Raw genomic sequence first — 15,945 nt, 5'->3', positions numbered from 1 at the left:
TATGAATTTTGCAGCAAACAGCCCTGCCAACACCGTAATTAAATTGTTCGAGGGGAATATAACGGATACTGCCCATCTCGACACCCTGGCGTATCAGCCGTATCAACTCGGCCAAACCAAAGAGGATAAACATTGCCCGCTACGAGCGAAGCCAGAAACTCGCCAAAATGCTCAGGAACAAGAAAAAGTTCTGTCGGCATTGGAAGAAATTGCCTCTCCCCGCTACGGAAAAACGCAACAGTCTTCTTTGTTGCCTGAACCGCTATATGAATATCTGACTCTAGAGATTCCACTGTCTCCCACTGAAGGAATCCGCGTACTCGGGTGTTCTCATATTGTTGGCTTACGTTTTTCAATGAGGTCAGCACTACTTTTAACCACTCTTCGCGATGTGGCTACGTTGCTTCGGTATTCCATTGCACACGACGAGCAAGCTCATTTCGACAGGATTTTTCGGGAAGCCAGCGCTCAACTTCGTAATTTTGCGTCTGATTCAAAAACGCGTCACAAGCGGCACACATGTCGGTCGCTGATAAAAGTTTTGCAGCGTTTGGAAGTTAAGACGCGTCGAGCGGGAAATGCATACGATCCGTGTAGTGAAGGCGGTCTGTAAATGGTTTCTGAGGCATCGTCCATTCTCTCAAATGATAAGAGAGGACACTCTAAATCTGAAACTAAAAGCCAGCAAGAATACGCTTACCCGTGGAACATTCCACGGGAAGCTATTGCCAGTCCTTATCTTACCTATGACGAACAGCATCGCCGCGATCAAATGATTGCGGCTTTGTCGCATGCGCAGCAGCTGCTGGCTGTACAACCTTCGATCGTGCAACTCGATGTAAAACGGCGTATCAGCGAGCTGGAAAAAACAAACGGCATAGCCCGTGCCAATGCGTACTTTGCAAAAACCTTTGTTGAGCGCACATTGCCACGAGTTGAATGCGTCAGCGCTCAATACCGACTTAATGAGATGAATCGCAGCATCGCAACAATGCTTGCTGGTAATCAGGCTAAACCACAAGGTGCGGCTCATGCAGCAGCGATGTTATGGGAGCTGATGAAGCGTTATAACCGGCTGCCTGACATGGTTCGCGCAGATGTGGATCTGCTGGCTGGCGATATTGCTAATTTTATCCTGGCGGAAATGGTGCAGGTCCATGCTCAGGCCAGCGATGAGTCAGATTATAAATATACGCACCGTGTTTATATGGCCGCCGCAACCATCACCCGCGAACTGAACCAGACACCGCCTCTGTGGGATAAAGTTACATCACGTCTTTTTGACCCGGAAGAAGTCACCCCGGCGATCATGCGTATGCAGACAGAAAAATGGTGGAAAGGGCGCCTGCGCCGCGTCGCTGCATCGTGGCGTGAACACCTGCAGATTGCCTTGGCCAACGTCAGCAAGAAACATACTCCCTACGCCAGCAACATGACCGTATCTGAATGGCGCGAGCAAAAGCGCCGTACCCGCGAGTTTCTCAAAGGCATGGAGCTTGAAGATGAGGATGGCAACCGCATCAGCCTGATTGAGAAGTACGACGGCAGCGTGGCCAATCCGGCTATTCGTCGCTGCGAGTTGATGACCCGCATCCGTGGCTTTGAAAATATCTGCAATGAAATGGGATTTGTTGGCGAGTTCTACACGCTGACGGCGCCAGCCCGCTTTCACGCCACAATCAAAACCGGCCACCGTAACCGTAAATGGGACGGTGCCAGCCCGGCCGAAACGCAGCGTTACCTTTGCAACGTCTGGCAGAAGGTGCGCGCCAAGCTCCACCGGGAAGACATCCGCATCTTTGGCATTCGTGTTGCCGAGCCACACCATGACGGCACGCCGCACTGGCATATGCTGATGTTTATGCGCCCTGAAGATGTGCAGCGCGTGCGCAGCATCATCCAGGCTTACGCTTTTGAAAAAGATGGCCATGAGCTGACCACAGACAAAGCCAGAAAAGCGCGCTTTCACCCTGAAGCCATCGATCCGGAGAAAGGCAGCGCCACCGGTTACGTGGCTAAATACATTTCAAAGAACATCGACGGCTATGCGCTCGACGGCGAGCTGGACGACGAAAGCGGCAAAGAACTAAAGGAAACCGCCCCGGCCGTTTCTGCCTGGGCGGCGCGCTGGCACATCCGCCAGTTTCAGTTTGTCGGTGGTGCGCCGGTGACGGTTTATCGTGAACTGCGCCGCATGGCTGACAGTGAAACCGCTCACGGCCTGAGCGTTGAGTTTGCAGCCGTGCATGATGCAGCTGATGCCGGGCAGTGGGCTGAATACGTTAACGCGCAGGGTGGGCCATTCGTGAAGCGTGACGAGCTGGCCGTGCGCACCTGGTATCAGGCAAGCGAAGACTGCAACGAGTACGGCGAGGAGACTGTGCGCATCAAGGGCGTTTACGCCACGTCTGTTGGTGAAGATACCCCGATTTTGACCCGGCTCGCACAGTGGAAGATTGTGCCGAAGCGTGCCGTTGATTTGGGTGTTGAACTTCGGGACGCGTCCGCGTCCCCTTGGAGTTCTGTCAATAACTGTACGGGAGCAGGTAAGCCCGCCGATGAGCCATGTACAGAATTCGACTTTTCAAAGCCGCAACCACGTAAAGAGCGGCGAAAACTACTGTCGCGAATACGCAGTAAAGAGCCCGCAACTCATAAAAAAGTAACAAGCCCGCCCACAATCAACGAAGCAGGGGAGAACTTACAAACTACTGTCTTTGATATCTCACGTATGCGGCTTTCAGCCGGAGAAGTAACACGCATGATGCGTGGGCATGGTGTCAAAATTGGAGGGCAAACGTACTGGAGCGGCAGCCGTGGTCAGCTATACAGAGGCAAGCCAATAAAACCGTCACCGCTGGAGCGTTTCCAGGCGCTAGCGGCCAGGCACTCAACGGCGAAGCCTGCTTAACAAATAAGCGGTCGGACTAATCCGAACCATACGATTGTTTACGATTTCTAATCTGCGTGATACTGTTGTTATATACAGTATTATTTACAGCCAGGAGGTAACCAACTGATGGATATTGATAAACTAAGCGAGACTATTGCACGTATTCAGTTTGTGGCGGATGTATCACTTGTCGCGCAGTGCAAATCAGATGAATTAAAAATGGCACTGTCGATGATCAGTGATATGGCTGGAACTATCGAAACGGCTGCCCTTCAGAGCAAGATTTTCTACCAGGTTGAATAGTTGCTTTCGTTAGAGATTTGTATGACTGAGGCCACCTTTTTGAGGTGGCTTTTTTCATATGATGACCACGCATGAGCGTGCATGGTTTTGCAAGATCCAGACAGGATCACAAATCCCTTTCAACGCCAGCGCTGGCAAGGCTCGGGGCAGGGCATGCAGATGCATGAAAAGCGATGCATAAAGCGGGCAGGCGTGGCGGGGATAGCATTGCGCGCGGGGATGGAAATATGTTTGAACCCGTTGTATCGGTGTAGATTGTAGGATAAAGCGGCGCAGGATTGTGTAAAGGGCTCGAAACACTAAGCTCTCGCATAGCTTGTTTGACGTAGTATTCGAACATACTAAAACCAAATGCATAATATCTGTATATAAAACCAGTATTGTGCTACTATCTTAACCATTGGGAATTATCTTAGTTAACTGTAATATCATGGCCCTCAACTTCAGATGAAGTAAGCAGGGACGCATAATGCCATATGAGTTTATCCAGTTAACGCCAGTAGCCAATGATATCGAGCAGCTTGGAACCAAAGAGAAGTTCTGGTTCCAGTATGTCGGTAAAGAACTCAATCCTTGGTTGTTCAAGTATTCACGCGCAAATACAGGTGAGCATTGGTCTGAAAAGTGTGCTGCGGAGTTGTGTCATCTGCTAGGCATACCGCATGCTGAGTATGAGATAGCGCAAGCATATGGCCGCATGGGAATTATATCTCCCAACATGATTCCTGATGAATTTCGCATGGTCATGGGCAATGAAGTCCTGCATAGTACGTCATCTGATTACCCTCAACCGATTCAGGACGATGAAAAGCCTGTACGAGTGAGAGAGCACACGGTCAGTAGGGTGCTGGCGTGTTTAGATAGAGACGCAGTAAAGCTGCCCTTTAGCCCCTACGATCTCTCTGGATTAAATGCTGCTGATGTTTTTTGCGGTTACCTCATGCTTGATGCTTTGATCAGTAACCAAGACAGACATCATGAAAATTGGGCAATCATGCTCAATAATGAAACTGGAGAACAATTTTTATGTCCTACATACGATCATGCAGCCAGTTTAGGTAGAGAGATGGTTGACGCTGAGCGTCAGGAACGACTTAGCAGTCGAGATAAAAACCGTCAGATACCCTATTTCGTTAGGAAAGCAAGGTCAGAACTTTTCAAAATAAAAACAGACAGAAAACCATTGCTTACCGTAGATGCATATAGGCAATCTGTTGTTGGTAGAGAAGCAGCAAGTCAACACTGGCTTTCTCGACTGGACAGTTTGTCGGAAGAATCCATAACTAAGGTTTTCAACGACGTGCCATCAGAGTGCATTTCTGAAAGTGCCCGTGAGTTTGCTGCCTTGATGGTTTTGGAAAACAGAAGAAGGCTTTTAGATGATGAATAACACTAACTCAGTTTATGTTGCCTGGCAGGAACCGGATACTCGCGCTTGGCATGTTGTGGGTAATTTGCAAGAGCGTAAATCGGGTTATGTCTTCAAATATACAAAAGGCGCACTATCATCACCTAAGTTTACTAAATTCAGTGGGATGAAGGATGTAAGCGAGACTTACATTTCAGAGGAACTGTTTCCTTTGTTTAAAAATCGCCTCCTTTCCCCAAGACGGCCAGAGTATCCTCGTTTCATGTCATGGTTAGGTTTTGAAGATGAAAAAGCCAATCCTATCGACATTTTGGCTCGTACTGGCGGGATGAGAAGTACAGACAATCTGCAGATTTTCAAAAAAATTGAGCTTGAAGAGGACGGTAGCTTTGAGCACTCCTTTTTCCTTCATGGGCTTGGTTATCTCACTGATAGTGCGAATGTGAGGGTTTCCCAGTTAAAACCAGGTGAGAAGCTTAAGCTGTGTTTAGACCTGCAAAACGACTTCGACTCTGAGGCCGTGGTTGTGATGGCTAATCAACCTGCAGAGGTTGTAGGATATTGCCCTCGATATTTTGCAAAGCTAATTAAAAATCTGCTGCTTAATGATTCTCAATCAGTGGCGCTCGCGGTAGAGAAGATCAGCAACGATGCACCGCATAACTATCGATTGTTATGCAAGATTCGTGGGCATGTCTCTATTTCGCAAAAAGAAATTTTTAGTCTTCACAACGAGTTTGATGTGATTGATTAATAGTTAAAGGGTTCACCGTTTGGTGAACCTTTTTTATGCTGCAGTTAATTCATAACTCCTAAAAAGAATCACCTCCTCTCCGATCCAATCGTTAATTTCCCTCATACGCTCTTGCAATGGCGTTAGCTCATTCCGAACAAAAACCTGCGCCGCCTTAACAGCATCACCAAACCCGCCAGTATTATCAGGGATAATCCCCATCATCTGAGGCGGCACACGGTGCGCGCTTAGCAAATCGTCGCGGCTGGATTTTTTGATGTTAAAGAAATCATCCTTTGTGGCCACCTCGCTGAGCGGCAGGATTTTGATGCCGTCAGGCTTGCCGTTCGGGGCGTACATAAACAGGTTGCGGAAGTTGCCCAGGCCTTTGGTGTCGCGCATCGCCTGACGCATCCGATCCACGTCGCTGCTGCTCTGCGCCGCGTCGGTCATGTAGAGGATATAACCCGCGTGTGCCCCGTTCTGGTAATACTTGCGGCGAAACAGCGTCGCCGCCTCATTCAGCCAGGCGGAGTTGAGCGCGCTGAGGTATTCCGGCAGGCCGTACAGCTCCTGATTAATGTCCGGCTCGATAAGGTGGAACACGCTGCCGGCCGCAAACTCGTGCGGCTCCTTCCAGTCGTTGACGAACCAGTACACGCCATCCTTAACCCCCTTGCGGGTAAACTTGGCGGGCGTGGTCTCCAGCCGGAGCGGCCTGCCGAGGCCATTGCGGCGCAGCTCGGCAAAGGCGTTGCCAAACACCAGGTAATCCAGCGCGAACTTGCTGAACTCCTGCTGACTCATCATCGGGTGCGGGATAAACGTTGAGGCCAGTATGTTGCGCTTCACGTAAATCGGCGAGCTGTGATGAACGGCCGATCGCAGGCTCTTGGCCAGCCCGTGAAAACTGACCGGCGGCTCGTACCAGCGGCCGTTGCCGATGCACTCCGCGTAATCCAGAATGTCGCGCTTATCCATGACCGGTGTCGGCTCGCCGAAGGTGAACGCCTCGACCGGCTGCGGCGCGGCGGGCTGGGGTTGTGCTTTGTATGCCTTCCGGCTGCGTTTGCTCATCAGTAAAATTCCAGAATTGAAGGGTTGGCGCCGCCGCTTGCGGCGGTGAGCGGTTCGTTGAGTAGTGCGTGCATAATCGCCCAGGCGACGTCGGCGTGGCTGGCGTCCTCGCTGCGGCTGGCCTCATAGGTCGTGCGGTTGCCGCTGGCGGTCATGGTCTTGCGGATGGCCATAAACGACTGCGTGATGTCGGTGTGCCCGGCGTCGTACTCCAGGCGGCCGCTGCCGATGGTGTCCTTTGCCTTCAGCACCATTGCGGTTTTCACCTCGGGCGAGTAGCGGATTTCCCGTGCGGCCGGAAAGAACTGGCGGACCAGCTGAAAAACGCCCTGGCCGATGCCGGTGGCGTCCACGCCGATATACTCCACGGTGTATTTGCGCGTCAGCTCCTCAATCGATTTCGCCTGCGCGGCGAAGTCCATGCCGCGCCACTGATGGCGCTCCAGCACGCGAAACTTGCCGCCCGCCACGACCGGCGGCGCAATTACGGCACAGCCCGCGCTGTCGCCGGTGTGCGACGGATCGTAACCAATCCACACCGGCCGGTACTCAAACGGGCGCAGGGAGTACGGGTTGAAGTCCTCCCACTCCTCCAGGCTGTCAATCATGCAGGTCTGCAGCTCCCTGAACGGAAACACGCTCGCCTCGTCGTCCACAAACTCGCACATCAGCAGGTTGTCGTACTCCGACGGGCCGTACTCAAGCTGCAGCTGGTTAATGTCGAACAGGTTGCAGCCGCCGGTCAGCGCGTCCTCGACCGTGACAATCTGGCGCCACTGGCCGTCGTCGCACAGCGCGCCTTTCGCCAGGTGGGAGTGCGACAGGTCAATTTCGATCCGGTCTTCCTTACTGCGGCGCCCCTTGTTAAACAGCGCGCCCGACCAGAACGGATAGGCGCTGTGCGACAGGCTCGACGGCGTGGAAAAATAGGTGGTGCGCCACTTCTTGTGCAGCGACATGCCGCTGGCCACCTTGCGCAGCTCCTGAAACTTCGGTATCCAGAAATATTCATCCAGATACAGGTTGCCGGTGTAGCTCTGCGCGGTGCGCACGTTGGTGCCGAGAAATATCAGGCGGGCGCCGTTCGGCAGCACAATCGGATCGCCCTTCAGGTCAACGTCAACCTGCCGGGCAAAGTCGATGATGTAGTTTTTAAAGACGTGCGCCTGCGCCTTGCTGGCGGAGAGAAATATCTGGTTGCGGCCGGTGGTCAGCGCATCAATCAGCGCCTCGCGGGCAAAGTAGAACGTGGCCCCAATCTGGCGCGACTTGAGGATGTTGCGGATGCGGTGCGCCAGCCCGGCGCGGTGCCAGTTGAGCTGGTACTCAAAGCAGGCGCCCATAAACAGTTCGGTCAGCCTGCCGGTCTGCTCCTCGCTGAACTCGTTTTTCACGACCGGCTGGCGTTCGCCCCGGTTGCGGTTGCGCACGTTCGGGTTTAAATCCGCCTCGTTGCCCGAGCTGCGGTAGCGCTCCACGCGGGCCAGCCGCTCAATCTGTCGGCCGAGCAGGTCGATCTCCTTGTAGTCACTTCCCCCCTTGACGTCCTTAAGAATGAGCTGCGTAAGCCGCGCCTCGAGGCTGAACTCCACGCGACTGATGGGCGCAACGTCGTCCCACGCGTCGCGCAACTTCCAGCTCTGCACGGTCGGCGTTTTCTGTTTAAGCGTCTCCGCAATCTGGCGCACGGAATATCCCTGCCAGTAAAGCAGCGCGGCCTGACGGCGCGGATCGCTGATGGTGGTTGTCGGTGTCATGTTCATGGTCATAAGGCTACCGGTGGCCAAAACGCCGCGCCCGCTGTCCCTGTTTGCTGACGGCTGAGCGGGCTGGTTTTCGTTGAGGGAAAGGGGCGGGGCGGAGAAACTGGCCCCGACCTGAACCAACCCACTGACCGGAGCCTGATTAATGGCAACTAAAGCAAAGCGTTTTCGCATCGCAGTTGAAGGCGCAACTACCGACGGCCGCGAGATTTCGCGCGACTGGATCTCGCAGATGGCCGCGAACTACGACCCGGCGGTTTATGGCGCCCGCATCAACATGGAGCACATCCGGGGTTACGCCGCCGACAGCACCTTCCGCCGCTTTGGTGACGTGACCGCCGTTGAGGCTGAGGAAATCACCGACGGTGCGCTGAAGGGAAAGCTGGCGCTTTTCGGCTGGATTGACCCGACGCCGGAACTGGTGGAGCTGACCCGGTCCCGCCAGAAAATTTACACCTCGATTGAGGTCAACCCGACGTTTGCCGACACCGGCGAGGCGTACCTGGTTGGTCTCGCCGTGACCGATGACCCGGCGAGCCTTGGCACTGAAATCCTGAGCTTCAGCGCCACCGCTCAGGCTAACCCGCTGGCGTCCCGCAAGCAGGACAGGGGTAACCTGTTCACCGCCGCCGAAGAAACCGTGATCGAGTTTGAGGACGTGGCCGACCCGGCGCCGTCCCTGCTGGCGCGCATTTCCGCCATGTTCACCGGCCAGAAAAAGGCCAGCGGCGAGCAGTTTGCCGACGTTGGCGCGGCGGTGACGGCCGTGGCGGAGCAGGTGCAGCTGAACGCGGAGAGCCAGACGCAAAAGCTGTCCGCGCTGGAAAGCTCACTGACCGGACGCCTTGAGGCCATCGAGCAGCAGGCCGGGGAAGACCGCGCCGCGTTTGCCGCACTGCAGGGCCAGCTCGAAACCACCGACGGCAGCTTCAGCCGCCGACCGGCCGCAACCGGCAGCGACCCGAAGGCCGGGACGCAGACCGACTGCTAATCAGGCGCCGCCTGAAACCACACCCCCACAGAACAGGAACGCCCGAACATGCGTAAGAACACCCGCTTTAAATTTAACGCCTTTATGTCCCGCCTCGCCGAGCTGAACGGCATTGAGGCCGACGACATGAACAAGAAATTCACCGTCGAGCCGTCGGTGACGCAGACGCTGATGAACCGCGTGCAGGTGTCGTCCGACTTCCTGACCCGCATCAACGTCGTGCCGGTCTCCGAAATGAAGGGCGAGAAAATCGGCATCGGCGTGAGCGGCTCGATTGCCAGCACCACCGACACGGCGGGCGGCGACGAGCGCGAAACCGCGGACTTTGCCGCGCTGGACAGCAACGGCTACGAGTGCGTGCAGGTCAACTACGACTTTCACATTCGCTACAACACGCTCGACCTGTGGGCGCGCTATGAGGACTTTCAGAGCCGCCTGCGCGACGCCATCGTGAAGCGCCAGAGCCTTGACCGCATCATGATCGGCTTTAACGGCGTGCAGCGCGCCAAAACCTCAAACCGCGCCAAGTATCCGATGCTGCAGGACGTGGCCGTGGGCTGGCTGCAGAAGTACCGCGACCACGCCCCGGAACGCGTGCTGAGCAGGGTGCTGGCCGACGACGGCAGCGTGGTCTCGGAGACGGTCCGCATCGGCAGGGGCGGTGACTACGCCAACCTCGACGCGCTGGTGATGGACAGCACCAACACCCTGATTGAGCCCTGGTACCAGGAAGACCCGGAGCTGGTTGTGATCTGCGGCCGTCAGCTGCTGGCCGACAAGTATTTCCCGCTGGTCAATCAGTCTCAGGCGAACACCGAGGCGCTGGCCGCCGACCTAATCATCAGCCAGAAGCGCATCGGCAACCTGCCCGCGGTGCGCGTGCCGTACTTCCCGGCCGACGCCCTGATGGTTACCCGCCTCGATAACCTGTCGATTTATTTCCAGGAGGGCACGCATCGCCGGATGATCGACGAGGTGCCGAAGCGCGACCGCATCGAAAACTACGAATCGATTAACGAGGACTACGTGATCGAGGACTACGCGGCCGGATGCCTGATTGAAAACATCGTGCTGGGTGACTTCACGACCGTGAAGGCGCCGGAAGCGGCCACCCCGGAGGCGTAACGCATGTTGAGTCCTGCCCGACGTCACCGCATGCGCCAGCAGGCCATTGATGCCTCGCAGAAGGCTGACAACCCGCAGCGTCACGCCAGCGGCTACGAGCTGATGCTGATGAAGCTCAACGACGACAGGCGCCGCCTGAAAAAGGTGCGCTCAACCGAGCGCAAGGCGGAACTCAAGCAGCAGATGCTGCCGGAGTACCTGCCGTGGGTGTCGGGCGTGCTGAGCCGGGGCAGGGGCGCACAGGACGCGGTGCTGATGACCGTCATGATCTGGCGGCTGGACGCGGGCGACGTGCCGGGCGCGCTGGAGATTGCCCGGTACGCGCTGACGCACGGGCTGGTTCCGCCCGACGGCTTTAAGCGTGACGCCACGGCCTACCTGCTCGCCGAGGAGGTGGCGAGCGCCGCGACGCGCGCCTGGACGGCAAAGGCGCCGGTCGATATCGATCCGCTGCTGGCAACACTTGCGCTGACGGAATCCGAAGACATGCCCGACCAGGTGCGCGCCAAGCTGCACAAAATCACCGGGTATGCGCTTCGCGATGCGGGCAGGACTCAGGAGGCGATGAGCCACTTAACACGGGCGCTGCAGCTGCATGACCGCTGTGGCGTCGTCAAGGACATAGAGCGGTTGGCCACTGAAATGAAAAAACAGGCAGCAGCCCGCCGCTGACAGAACGCGCCCCGCGCCGGGCGGCAGGACGGCAATGCGCTTTCAGCGTCTGCGCCGTCCTCCACCGCCCACCTATTCAAAGGCCAACTATGAACGCAACGGTAGTTATCCCCGCCCCGCGACCGGCAGAAAGCGCCGAGCCGCCGGTAAAGAACACGTTTTTCTGGCCTGACGTCGACCTGCAGCAGCTCAGGGAGTCGCTGCGCTATGAGGGCACCGTGACCGCGCAGCGCCTGCGCCTCGCGGTGAAAACGGCGATTTCAGAAGTGAACGCCGAGCTGTACGACTGGCGCGCCGCGCAGATGACGGCGGGCTTCGGGACGCTGGCCGAGGTGCCCGCGGAGCGCCTCGACGGCGAGAGCGAAAAAATATCGCACTACCTCGCCGCCGTCGGCGCCATAACCTCGGCGGAAATCGTCGAGCGCTACCGCGGCTATGACGCCAGCGGCGGCAAAAAGGCCGGAGAGGTGGAGGCCAGCGCCGACGAATACTGGCGCGACGCCCGCTTCAGCATCAGCCGCATCGGCGACCGGCCGGGCTGCATCGTGAGCCTGCTGTGATGAGGGTTATCGCGCAGCAGGGCGACACCGTGGACGACATCTGCTGGCGCCACTACGGGCGCACGCAGCAGGTGGTCGAGCGGGTCTACGCGGCCAATCCGGGGCTGGCAGAAAGCGGCGCCGTGCTGCCTCACGGTTGCGGGGTAGTGCTGCCCGACCTGCCGGACGCCCCGGCGGCTGAAACCGTTAACCTGTGGGACTAATGAAAATGGAGAAAGTCAGCTCGCTGATTAACTACCTGATCGGCCTCGTTCTGATGTGGTTCGGCCGCCACACGCCGCAGGACATCGCCTTTATGGTCGGTTCCGGCGTGGCCGTCGTGACGCTTGTCACCAACGTGGCCACGTTCTTTATCAACTGGCACTACCGCCGCAAGACCTTTGAGCTGCAGCGCCGGAGTACGAAGGGGGTGAACCTTGAGCCAGACCGCTAAGCGCTGTGCCGTCGCCGTGGTGCTGGCCATCGCCGCGCTGCTGCCGCAGTTTAAAACCCTGCGCACCTCGGAGACCGGGCTGCAGCTGATCGCCGACGCCGAGGGGTGCCGCACCTCGGCCTACCAGTGCAGCGCCGGGGTGTGGACCAGCGGCATCGGGCACACCGCAGGCGTCACGCCGCACAGCCGGATAACCGAAAGGCAGGCAGCGATAAACCTGGTGTACGACGTGATGCGCGTCGAACGCGGGATTGACGCCTGCATGCGCCGCGACATGCCGCCGCAGGTGTACGACGCGGTGGTGTCGTTTGCCTTCAACGTCGGCGTGCACGCCGCGTGCGCCTCGACGCTGGCGACCTTTATCAACCGCGGCCAGTGGCGCGCCGCCTGCCTGCAGCTGCCGCGCTGGGTGTACGTGAAAGGCGCGTTCACGCCGGGGCTGGATAACCGGCGCCAGCGTGAAATGGCCTGGTGCCTTAAGGGGGCGGCGTGACGCGCCTGGCTGTGACCGTGCTGGCCGTGCTGCTCGCCGCGCTCTGCCTGACCGGCTGGCGGCTCGGCGCCGTAACGGGCGAACTCGGCGACGCGCAGCGCATCATCGGCACACTGTCGGCGGGGATTGAGAGCCGGGACAGGACCATCGCCCGGCTGAACGCCGACGCCAAGGCCAGCCAGAAACGCGAGGCCACGCTGCGCCTGCAGCAGGGGCGCGCCAGCACCGGCGCGCTGAACCGTGAACTGACTATACAGAGGGAAACCGATGCCAATCCGGCTTTACGTAACTGGACTGCTGCTGCCCTGCCTGCTGACGTTATCCGGCTGCACGGCCGTCCCGCCTTCGGCAACGCCCGAGATTATCTGGACTGGCTGTCCACGCGTGACAAGCTGCCCGCTGCCGGGAAACAGCCTGCTGACGCAGGGCGATCTGGCGGCGGATAACCGGCAGCTGGAGGCCGCGCTCGCATCATGCGGGCTGCAGGTGGAAATCATCAAGGAATGCCAGGAGGAACACGATGCTGAAACCGAACCAGCTGCGCCGGGCGCTGACCGACAGCGTGCCGCTGCTGCAGCGAAACCCTGACAGCCTGAACATGTTTATCGACGCCGGGCGGCTGGCCTCGACGCTGGCCAGCTCGCTGTCGTTTGAGTACCAGTATCAGCTGAACCTGGTGATCACCGACTATGGCGACGACATCGACCTGGTGATGGTGCCGGTGCTGGCCTGGCTGCGCGAAAACCAGCCCGACATCATGGCCACGGAGGAGAAGCGCAGCACCGGCTTCACCTTTAAGGCGGACATCATCAGCGACACGCTCTGCGACATCAGCATTGACCTGCAGCTGACCGAGCGCGTGCTCGTGAAGCAGGAGGACGGCGCCCTGCACGTCACCCACCTGAACGAAAACCCGGCGCCGGTTGATGATGCGCGGCCGCTGCGGCTGTTCGTTAAGGGCGAGCTGGTCAGCGAGTGGCGGCCATGAGGCCGCTGGAGAGCTTTGCCGAACGGCTGGGCGCCCTGATTAACAACCTTGAGCCGTCCGCGCAAAAGGAGATGGCCAGAGCCATTGCAAAACGCCTGCGCGCCAGCCAGCAACAGAACATCAAACGCCAGCAGGCGCCGGACGGCACGCCGTTCAAGCCCCGGCGGGCGGAGCCGGTACGGAAGAAAACCGGCCGGGTAAAGCGTGAGATGTTCGCGAAGCTGCGCACCGCGAAGTACATGAAGGCAAAAGCCACCAACAGCGAGGCCAGCGTGGAGTTTGTCGGCAAGGTGCAGCGCATGGCGCGGGTGCATCATTACGGGCTGCGCGACCGCCCGGCACGCGGTTCGAAAGAGGTGCCGTATGACGAACGGCCACTTCTAGGAATAAATAAGGGAGATTTGAAGTCTATTGAAAATGAAATAATCAAATCCCTCTTGATATAAATTAATTCTTGCTGCTATCACGTCCGCCTCTAATTGAGGTAATTAGATTTGATATTTGTTCTATCCCATCAAAAGTGGATGGTATTTTATCTTCGCTAGTCATTATGTTTGAGAAGATTACATCTTCAAATTTACTTAAAGAGTTAGGGTTTTTTGATTTAATTCCTGCGCTATAGTCAGCATAACTTTGTATGAATCCACATAGCGTCATTCTGAACTCTATCTGTAAAATTTGAGCTTTTATTGATTGACAGTTTTGGAGGGCTATTCTGAAGTAATAAACTAAGATGAGTGTTAAGGATAGTACGGGGATGAATTTTATTAATGAAATTTGATACTGCACCTCTTGTTCACTTCTTAAAAAAAAGAACATTTCCAAGAATATCGTAGTGGGTAGTATTAATCCTAAAAATATTAACATAAATCTTGACAGAGAAAGTTGTGATTTCTTTTGTTCAAGTAAAGACTGGAAACCTTGGTTCAAAGCAACGAATTGATAAGAGTGTTTTTGTTCAATGAGGGTTTTCTCAAGCTTTTTAACAGCCTCCTCTTTTTCCTTTATAAATTTTAACCAGTCGTTTTTTAACTGCTCAGCGCTATTTTTAGCAGCTGTATAATCTTGGAAAACTTTGAACCCTTCATGACTGAATACGTTTTTTGTAATTTCTAATGACATGCCATTGAAAGCGAATCTAAGATGCCATTTCGCATCGGGACTATTTATTTTATCAATAAATTCGTATGCGTTATCTTTCATTTTTAAATAAATATCACTGAACGTCACGTCAGTTGTTAGATAAAATTCGATTAGGAATCTTATTGCTAAGGCATATGTTAAATGAACTTTTTTCTTAAGCTCATCATTCTCTGTTAATTGAGTGATGAAAAGATTGGATATATCTTTGATGTTGTAAGGGGTGTTTCTTTCCCATTCATCTGAGGCGTTGTGCATAATGTTTAATAGTTGCAGTAAGTCATCGCGTAGCCTTTTTTCAAAAGTATCTTGAATTTCTAAGCTTTTTAAAAAAGCCATGTAATTTTTTAAAGCTTTTTTAGTTTGATCATTATCGAAGAACGACATTGAAGACACTCCATTATCAGTTGTTTGTTGTTAGCTGACAGAACTTGGGCAGGTAGCAAGTATAAGTAAATTACATACATCATACATCCATGAATGAACAACTCTCAGAAATCCTGCGCCTGCTGCGCAACCTGATCCGCATTGGCACCGTCGCCGAGGTAAATCTCACTGACGGCACCTGCCGCGTGGCGACGGGAAATAACACCACAACCTGGCTGCACTGGCTGACCGCCCGTGCCGGTAAAACACGCTCGTGGAATGCGCCATCGGTTGGTGAGCAGGTGCTTATCCTGTGCATTGGCGGAGAGCTTGATACCGGCTTCGTATTACCCGGCGTTTTCTCTGACAACAATCCGGCGCCGTCTGCCTCGGCCGATGCGCTGCACTGGTCATTCCCGGACGGCGCGGTAATCGAGTACGAGCCGGAAACGGGTGCGCTGAAAGCGGAAGGCATCCAGACCGCAACCATCAAAGCCGCCGTGAAAATCCTGTTCGACTCGCCGGTGGTGGAATGCACCGCGCTCCTGAAATCTGCCACGCTGGAAGTCACCGAAGGCGGCACGATGCACGGCAACATCACGCACAGCGGCGGCAGCCTCTCATCCAACGGCAAGGTGCTGCACACCCATAAACACCCTGGCGACAGCGGTGGCCTGACGGGGGCGCCGCTATGACTGCTAAATATACCGGCATGAGCCGTGAGACCGGTGCGGCGGTGTCAGACCTTGACCATATCCGGCAGTCGGTGCACGACATTCTCCTGACGCCGGTTGGCACCAGAGTAATGCGCCGCAGTTATGGCTCGCTGCTGTCCGCCCTTGTCGACCAGCCGCAGAATGCGGCGCTGCGTCTGCAGGTTATGTCGGCCTGCTACATGGCGATCCTGCAGTGGGAGCCGCGCCTGAAGCTGACCGGCATCCGTTACGAATCCGCGTTTGACGGCGGCATGGTGGTGGAAATCACCGGCAGCCGCACCGACACCGCGCAGGATTTTTCCCTGACCGTTCCTGTGAGCTGA

Annotated in this window: 20 protein-coding genes and 1 pseudogene; 18 read left to right on the top strand and 3 right to left on the bottom strand. The window is 55.9% G+C overall.

The window, feature by feature from the left end; all coding sequences use genetic code 11:
* Position 1 precedes the first annotated feature (1 nt).
* The 5 genes from EM595_RS10360 (at position 2) to EM595_RS10345 (ending at position 5,319) form a co-directional block, all read left to right on the top strand.
* On the top strand, positions 2-613 hold the full coding sequence (locus tag EM595_RS10360) for a hypothetical protein (protein WP_067431355.1): 612 nt from the start codon (positions 2-4) through the stop codon (positions 611-613).
* Positions 614-2,911 (top strand): replication endonuclease, encoded by a 2,298-nt coding sequence (locus tag EM595_RS10355; protein ID WP_082691659.1) that lies wholly within the window; start codon positions 614-616, stop codon positions 2,909-2,911. It abuts the gene before it with no gap.
* Between the two features lie 108 nt (positions 2,912-3,019).
* Complete coding sequence (locus EM595_RS21280) at positions 3,020-3,196, top strand: hypothetical protein (RefSeq protein WP_173645370.1); 177 nt, start codon at positions 3,020-3,022, stop codon at positions 3,194-3,196.
* A 469-nt stretch (positions 3,197-3,665) separates the two neighbouring features.
* Positions 3,666-4,586, top strand: coding sequence for a HipA domain-containing protein (locus EM595_RS10350; RefSeq protein ID WP_067431352.1), 921 nt, complete (start codon positions 3,666-3,668; stop codon positions 4,584-4,586).
* The gene (locus tag EM595_RS10345) at positions 4,579-5,319 is read left to right on the top strand and encodes an HIRAN domain-containing protein (RefSeq protein WP_067435379.1); all 741 of its coding nucleotides are present in this window, start codon (positions 4,579-4,581) and stop codon (positions 5,317-5,319) included. The genes EM595_RS10350 and EM595_RS10345 overlap by 8 nt, the downstream gene beginning before the upstream one ends.
* Before the next feature lie 33 nt (positions 5,320-5,352).
* Here EM595_RS10345 and EM595_RS10340 read toward each other — a convergent pair whose 3' ends face one another.
* On the bottom strand, positions 5,353-6,375 hold the full coding sequence (locus tag EM595_RS10340; RefSeq protein WP_067431349.1) for a phage portal protein: 1,023 nt from the start codon (positions 6,373-6,375) through the stop codon (positions 5,353-5,355).
* Positions 6,375-8,138: a terminase ATPase subunit family protein gene (locus tag EM595_RS10335; protein WP_067435373.1), complete on the bottom strand. Its 1,764-nt coding sequence runs from the start codon at positions 8,136-8,138 to the stop codon at positions 6,375-6,377. The genes EM595_RS10340 and EM595_RS10335 overlap by 1 nt, the downstream gene beginning before the upstream one ends.
* A 145-nt stretch (positions 8,139-8,283) precedes the next feature.
* Between EM595_RS10335 and EM595_RS10330 the strand changes: the two genes are divergently transcribed.
* The 11 genes and pseudogenes from EM595_RS10330 to EM595_RS10285 all read left to right on the top strand — a co-directional run bounded on the left by EM595_RS10330 (position 8,284) and on the right by EM595_RS10285 (position 13,846).
* Positions 8,284-9,129, top strand: a complete 846-nt coding sequence (locus EM595_RS10330; protein WP_067431346.1) for a GPO family capsid scaffolding protein — start codon at positions 8,284-8,286, stop codon at positions 9,127-9,129.
* A 48-nt stretch (positions 9,130-9,177) separates the two neighbouring features.
* A complete protein-coding gene (locus EM595_RS10325) occupies positions 9,178-10,254 on the top strand; it encodes a phage major capsid protein, P2 family (protein WP_067431343.1) in 1,077 nt (358 codons plus the stop codon).
* Between the two features lie 3 nt (positions 10,255-10,257).
* Positions 10,258-10,926: a phage terminase small subunit gene (gene gpM / locus EM595_RS10320; RefSeq protein ID WP_067431340.1), complete on the top strand. Its 669-nt coding sequence runs from the start codon at positions 10,258-10,260 to the stop codon at positions 10,924-10,926.
* 89 nt (positions 10,927-11,015) lie between these two features.
* Positions 11,016-11,486, top strand: a complete 471-nt coding sequence (locus EM595_RS10315; protein ID WP_067431337.1) for a head completion/stabilization protein — start codon at positions 11,016-11,018, stop codon at positions 11,484-11,486.
* Positions 11,486-11,689, top strand: coding sequence for a tail protein X (locus tag EM595_RS10310; protein WP_067431334.1), 204 nt, complete (start codon positions 11,486-11,488; stop codon positions 11,687-11,689). The genes EM595_RS10315 and EM595_RS10310 overlap by 1 nt, the downstream gene beginning before the upstream one ends.
* Positions 11,690-11,694: 5 nt before the next feature.
* Positions 11,695-11,919 carry an HP1 family phage holin gene (locus tag EM595_RS10305; protein ID WP_067435370.1) on the top strand — a complete coding sequence of 75 codons (225 nt, stop codon included), beginning with the start codon at positions 11,695-11,697 and terminating at the stop codon, positions 11,917-11,919.
* Positions 11,903-12,412 (top strand): lysozyme, encoded by a 510-nt coding sequence (locus tag EM595_RS10300; protein ID WP_067431331.1) that lies wholly within the window; start codon positions 11,903-11,905, stop codon positions 12,410-12,412. The genes EM595_RS10305 and EM595_RS10300 overlap by 17 nt, the downstream gene beginning before the upstream one ends.
* Positions 12,409-12,759: pseudogene (locus EM595_RS10295) on the top strand (Rz-like lysis system protein LysB); the annotation flags it as partial. The gene EM595_RS10300 and the pseudogene EM595_RS10295, both read left to right, overlap by 4 nt.
* The gene (lysC, locus tag EM595_RS21370) at positions 12,680-13,000 is read left to right on the top strand and encodes an Rz1-like lysis system protein LysC (protein WP_231938703.1); all 321 of its coding nucleotides are present in this window, start codon (positions 12,680-12,682) and stop codon (positions 12,998-13,000) included. The pseudogene EM595_RS10295 and the gene lysC, both read left to right, overlap by 80 nt.
* Positions 12,933-13,400, top strand: coding sequence for a phage tail protein (locus EM595_RS10290; RefSeq protein ID WP_067431325.1), 468 nt, complete (start codon positions 12,933-12,935; stop codon positions 13,398-13,400). The genes lysC and EM595_RS10290 overlap by 68 nt, the downstream gene beginning before the upstream one ends.
* Entirely contained in the window at positions 13,397-13,846 is a 450-nt protein-coding gene (locus EM595_RS10285; RefSeq protein WP_067431322.1) for a phage virion morphogenesis protein, read from the top strand. Before EM595_RS10290 ends, EM595_RS10285 begins: the two co-directional genes overlap by 4 nt.
* Position 13,847: 1 nt before the next feature.
* Here the strand turns inward: EM595_RS10285 and EM595_RS10280 are convergent, their stop codons facing one another.
* Complete coding sequence (locus EM595_RS10280) at positions 13,848-14,927, bottom strand: hypothetical protein (protein WP_067431319.1); 1,080 nt, start codon at positions 14,925-14,927, stop codon at positions 13,848-13,850.
* A gap of 89 nt (positions 14,928-15,016) precedes the next feature.
* Between EM595_RS10280 and EM595_RS10275 the strand changes: the two genes are divergently transcribed.
* Positions 15,017-15,601 (top strand): phage baseplate assembly protein V, encoded by a 585-nt coding sequence (locus tag EM595_RS10275; RefSeq protein WP_067431316.1) that lies wholly within the window; start codon positions 15,017-15,019, stop codon positions 15,599-15,601.
* Entirely contained in the window at positions 15,598-15,945 is a 348-nt protein-coding gene (locus tag EM595_RS10270; RefSeq protein ID WP_067431313.1) for a GPW/gp25 family protein, read from the top strand. The genes EM595_RS10275 and EM595_RS10270 overlap by 4 nt, the downstream gene beginning before the upstream one ends.

It is taken from the genome of Duffyella gerundensis (genome assembly GCF_001517405.1).
GTDB lineage: Bacteria > Pseudomonadota > Gammaproteobacteria > Enterobacterales > Enterobacteriaceae > Duffyella > Duffyella gerundensis.
This window is presented reverse-complemented; position numbering and strand designations above follow the sequence as displayed.

What these genes read in the sequence shown, in the direction of transcription:
- EM595_RS10270 (WP_067431313.1), top strand. Translation starts at nt 15,598, where the DNA reads ATGACTGCTAAATATACCGGCATGAGCCGTGAGACCGGTGCGGCGGTG.
- EM595_RS10285 (WP_067431322.1), top strand. Translation starts at nt 13,397, where the DNA reads ATGAGGCCGCTGGAGAGCTTTGCCGAACGGCTGGGCGCCCTGATTAAC.
- gpM (WP_067431340.1), top strand. Translation starts at nt 10,258, where the DNA reads ATGTTGAGTCCTGCCCGACGTCACCGCATGCGCCAGCAGGCCATTGAT.
- EM595_RS10340 (WP_067431349.1), bottom strand. Translation starts at nt 6,375, where the DNA reads ATGAGCAAACGCAGCCGGAAGGCATACAAAGCACAACCCCAGCCCGCC.
- EM595_RS10350 (WP_067431352.1), top strand. Translation starts at nt 3,666, where the DNA reads ATGCCATATGAGTTTATCCAGTTAACGCCAGTAGCCAATGATATCGAG.
- EM595_RS10310 (WP_067431334.1), top strand. Translation starts at nt 11,486, where the DNA reads ATGAGGGTTATCGCGCAGCAGGGCGACACCGTGGACGACATCTGCTGG.
- EM595_RS10335 (WP_067435373.1), bottom strand. Translation starts at nt 8,138, where the DNA reads ATGAACATGACACCGACAACCACCATCAGCGATCCGCGCCGTCAGGCC.
- EM595_RS10275 (WP_067431316.1), top strand. Translation starts at nt 15,017, where the DNA reads ATGAATGAACAACTCTCAGAAATCCTGCGCCTGCTGCGCAACCTGATC.
- EM595_RS10330 (WP_067431346.1), top strand. Translation starts at nt 8,284, where the DNA reads ATGGCAACTAAAGCAAAGCGTTTTCGCATCGCAGTTGAAGGCGCAACT.
- EM595_RS10345 (WP_067435379.1), top strand. Translation starts at nt 4,579, where the DNA reads ATGAATAACACTAACTCAGTTTATGTTGCCTGGCAGGAACCGGATACT.
- EM595_RS10315 (WP_067431337.1), top strand. Translation starts at nt 11,016, where the DNA reads ATGAACGCAACGGTAGTTATCCCCGCCCCGCGACCGGCAGAAAGCGCC.
- lysC (WP_231938703.1), top strand. Translation starts at nt 12,680, where the DNA reads ATGCCAATCCGGCTTTACGTAACTGGACTGCTGCTGCCCTGCCTGCTG.
- EM595_RS10355 (WP_082691659.1), top strand. Translation starts at nt 614, where the DNA reads ATGGTTTCTGAGGCATCGTCCATTCTCTCAAATGATAAGAGAGGACAC.
- EM595_RS21280 (WP_173645370.1), top strand. Translation starts at nt 3,020, where the DNA reads ATGGATATTGATAAACTAAGCGAGACTATTGCACGTATTCAGTTTGTG.
- EM595_RS10280 (WP_067431319.1), bottom strand. Translation starts at nt 14,927, where the DNA reads ATGTCGTTCTTCGATAATGATCAAACTAAAAAAGCTTTAAAAAATTAC.
- EM595_RS10360 (WP_067431355.1), top strand. Translation starts at nt 2, where the DNA reads ATGAATTTTGCAGCAAACAGCCCTGCCAACACCGTAATTAAATTGTTC.
- EM595_RS10305 (WP_067435370.1), top strand. Translation starts at nt 11,695, where the DNA reads ATGGAGAAAGTCAGCTCGCTGATTAACTACCTGATCGGCCTCGTTCTG.
- EM595_RS10325 (WP_067431343.1), top strand. Translation starts at nt 9,178, where the DNA reads ATGCGTAAGAACACCCGCTTTAAATTTAACGCCTTTATGTCCCGCCTC.
- EM595_RS10290 (WP_067431325.1), top strand. Translation starts at nt 12,933, where the DNA reads ATGCTGAAACCGAACCAGCTGCGCCGGGCGCTGACCGACAGCGTGCCG.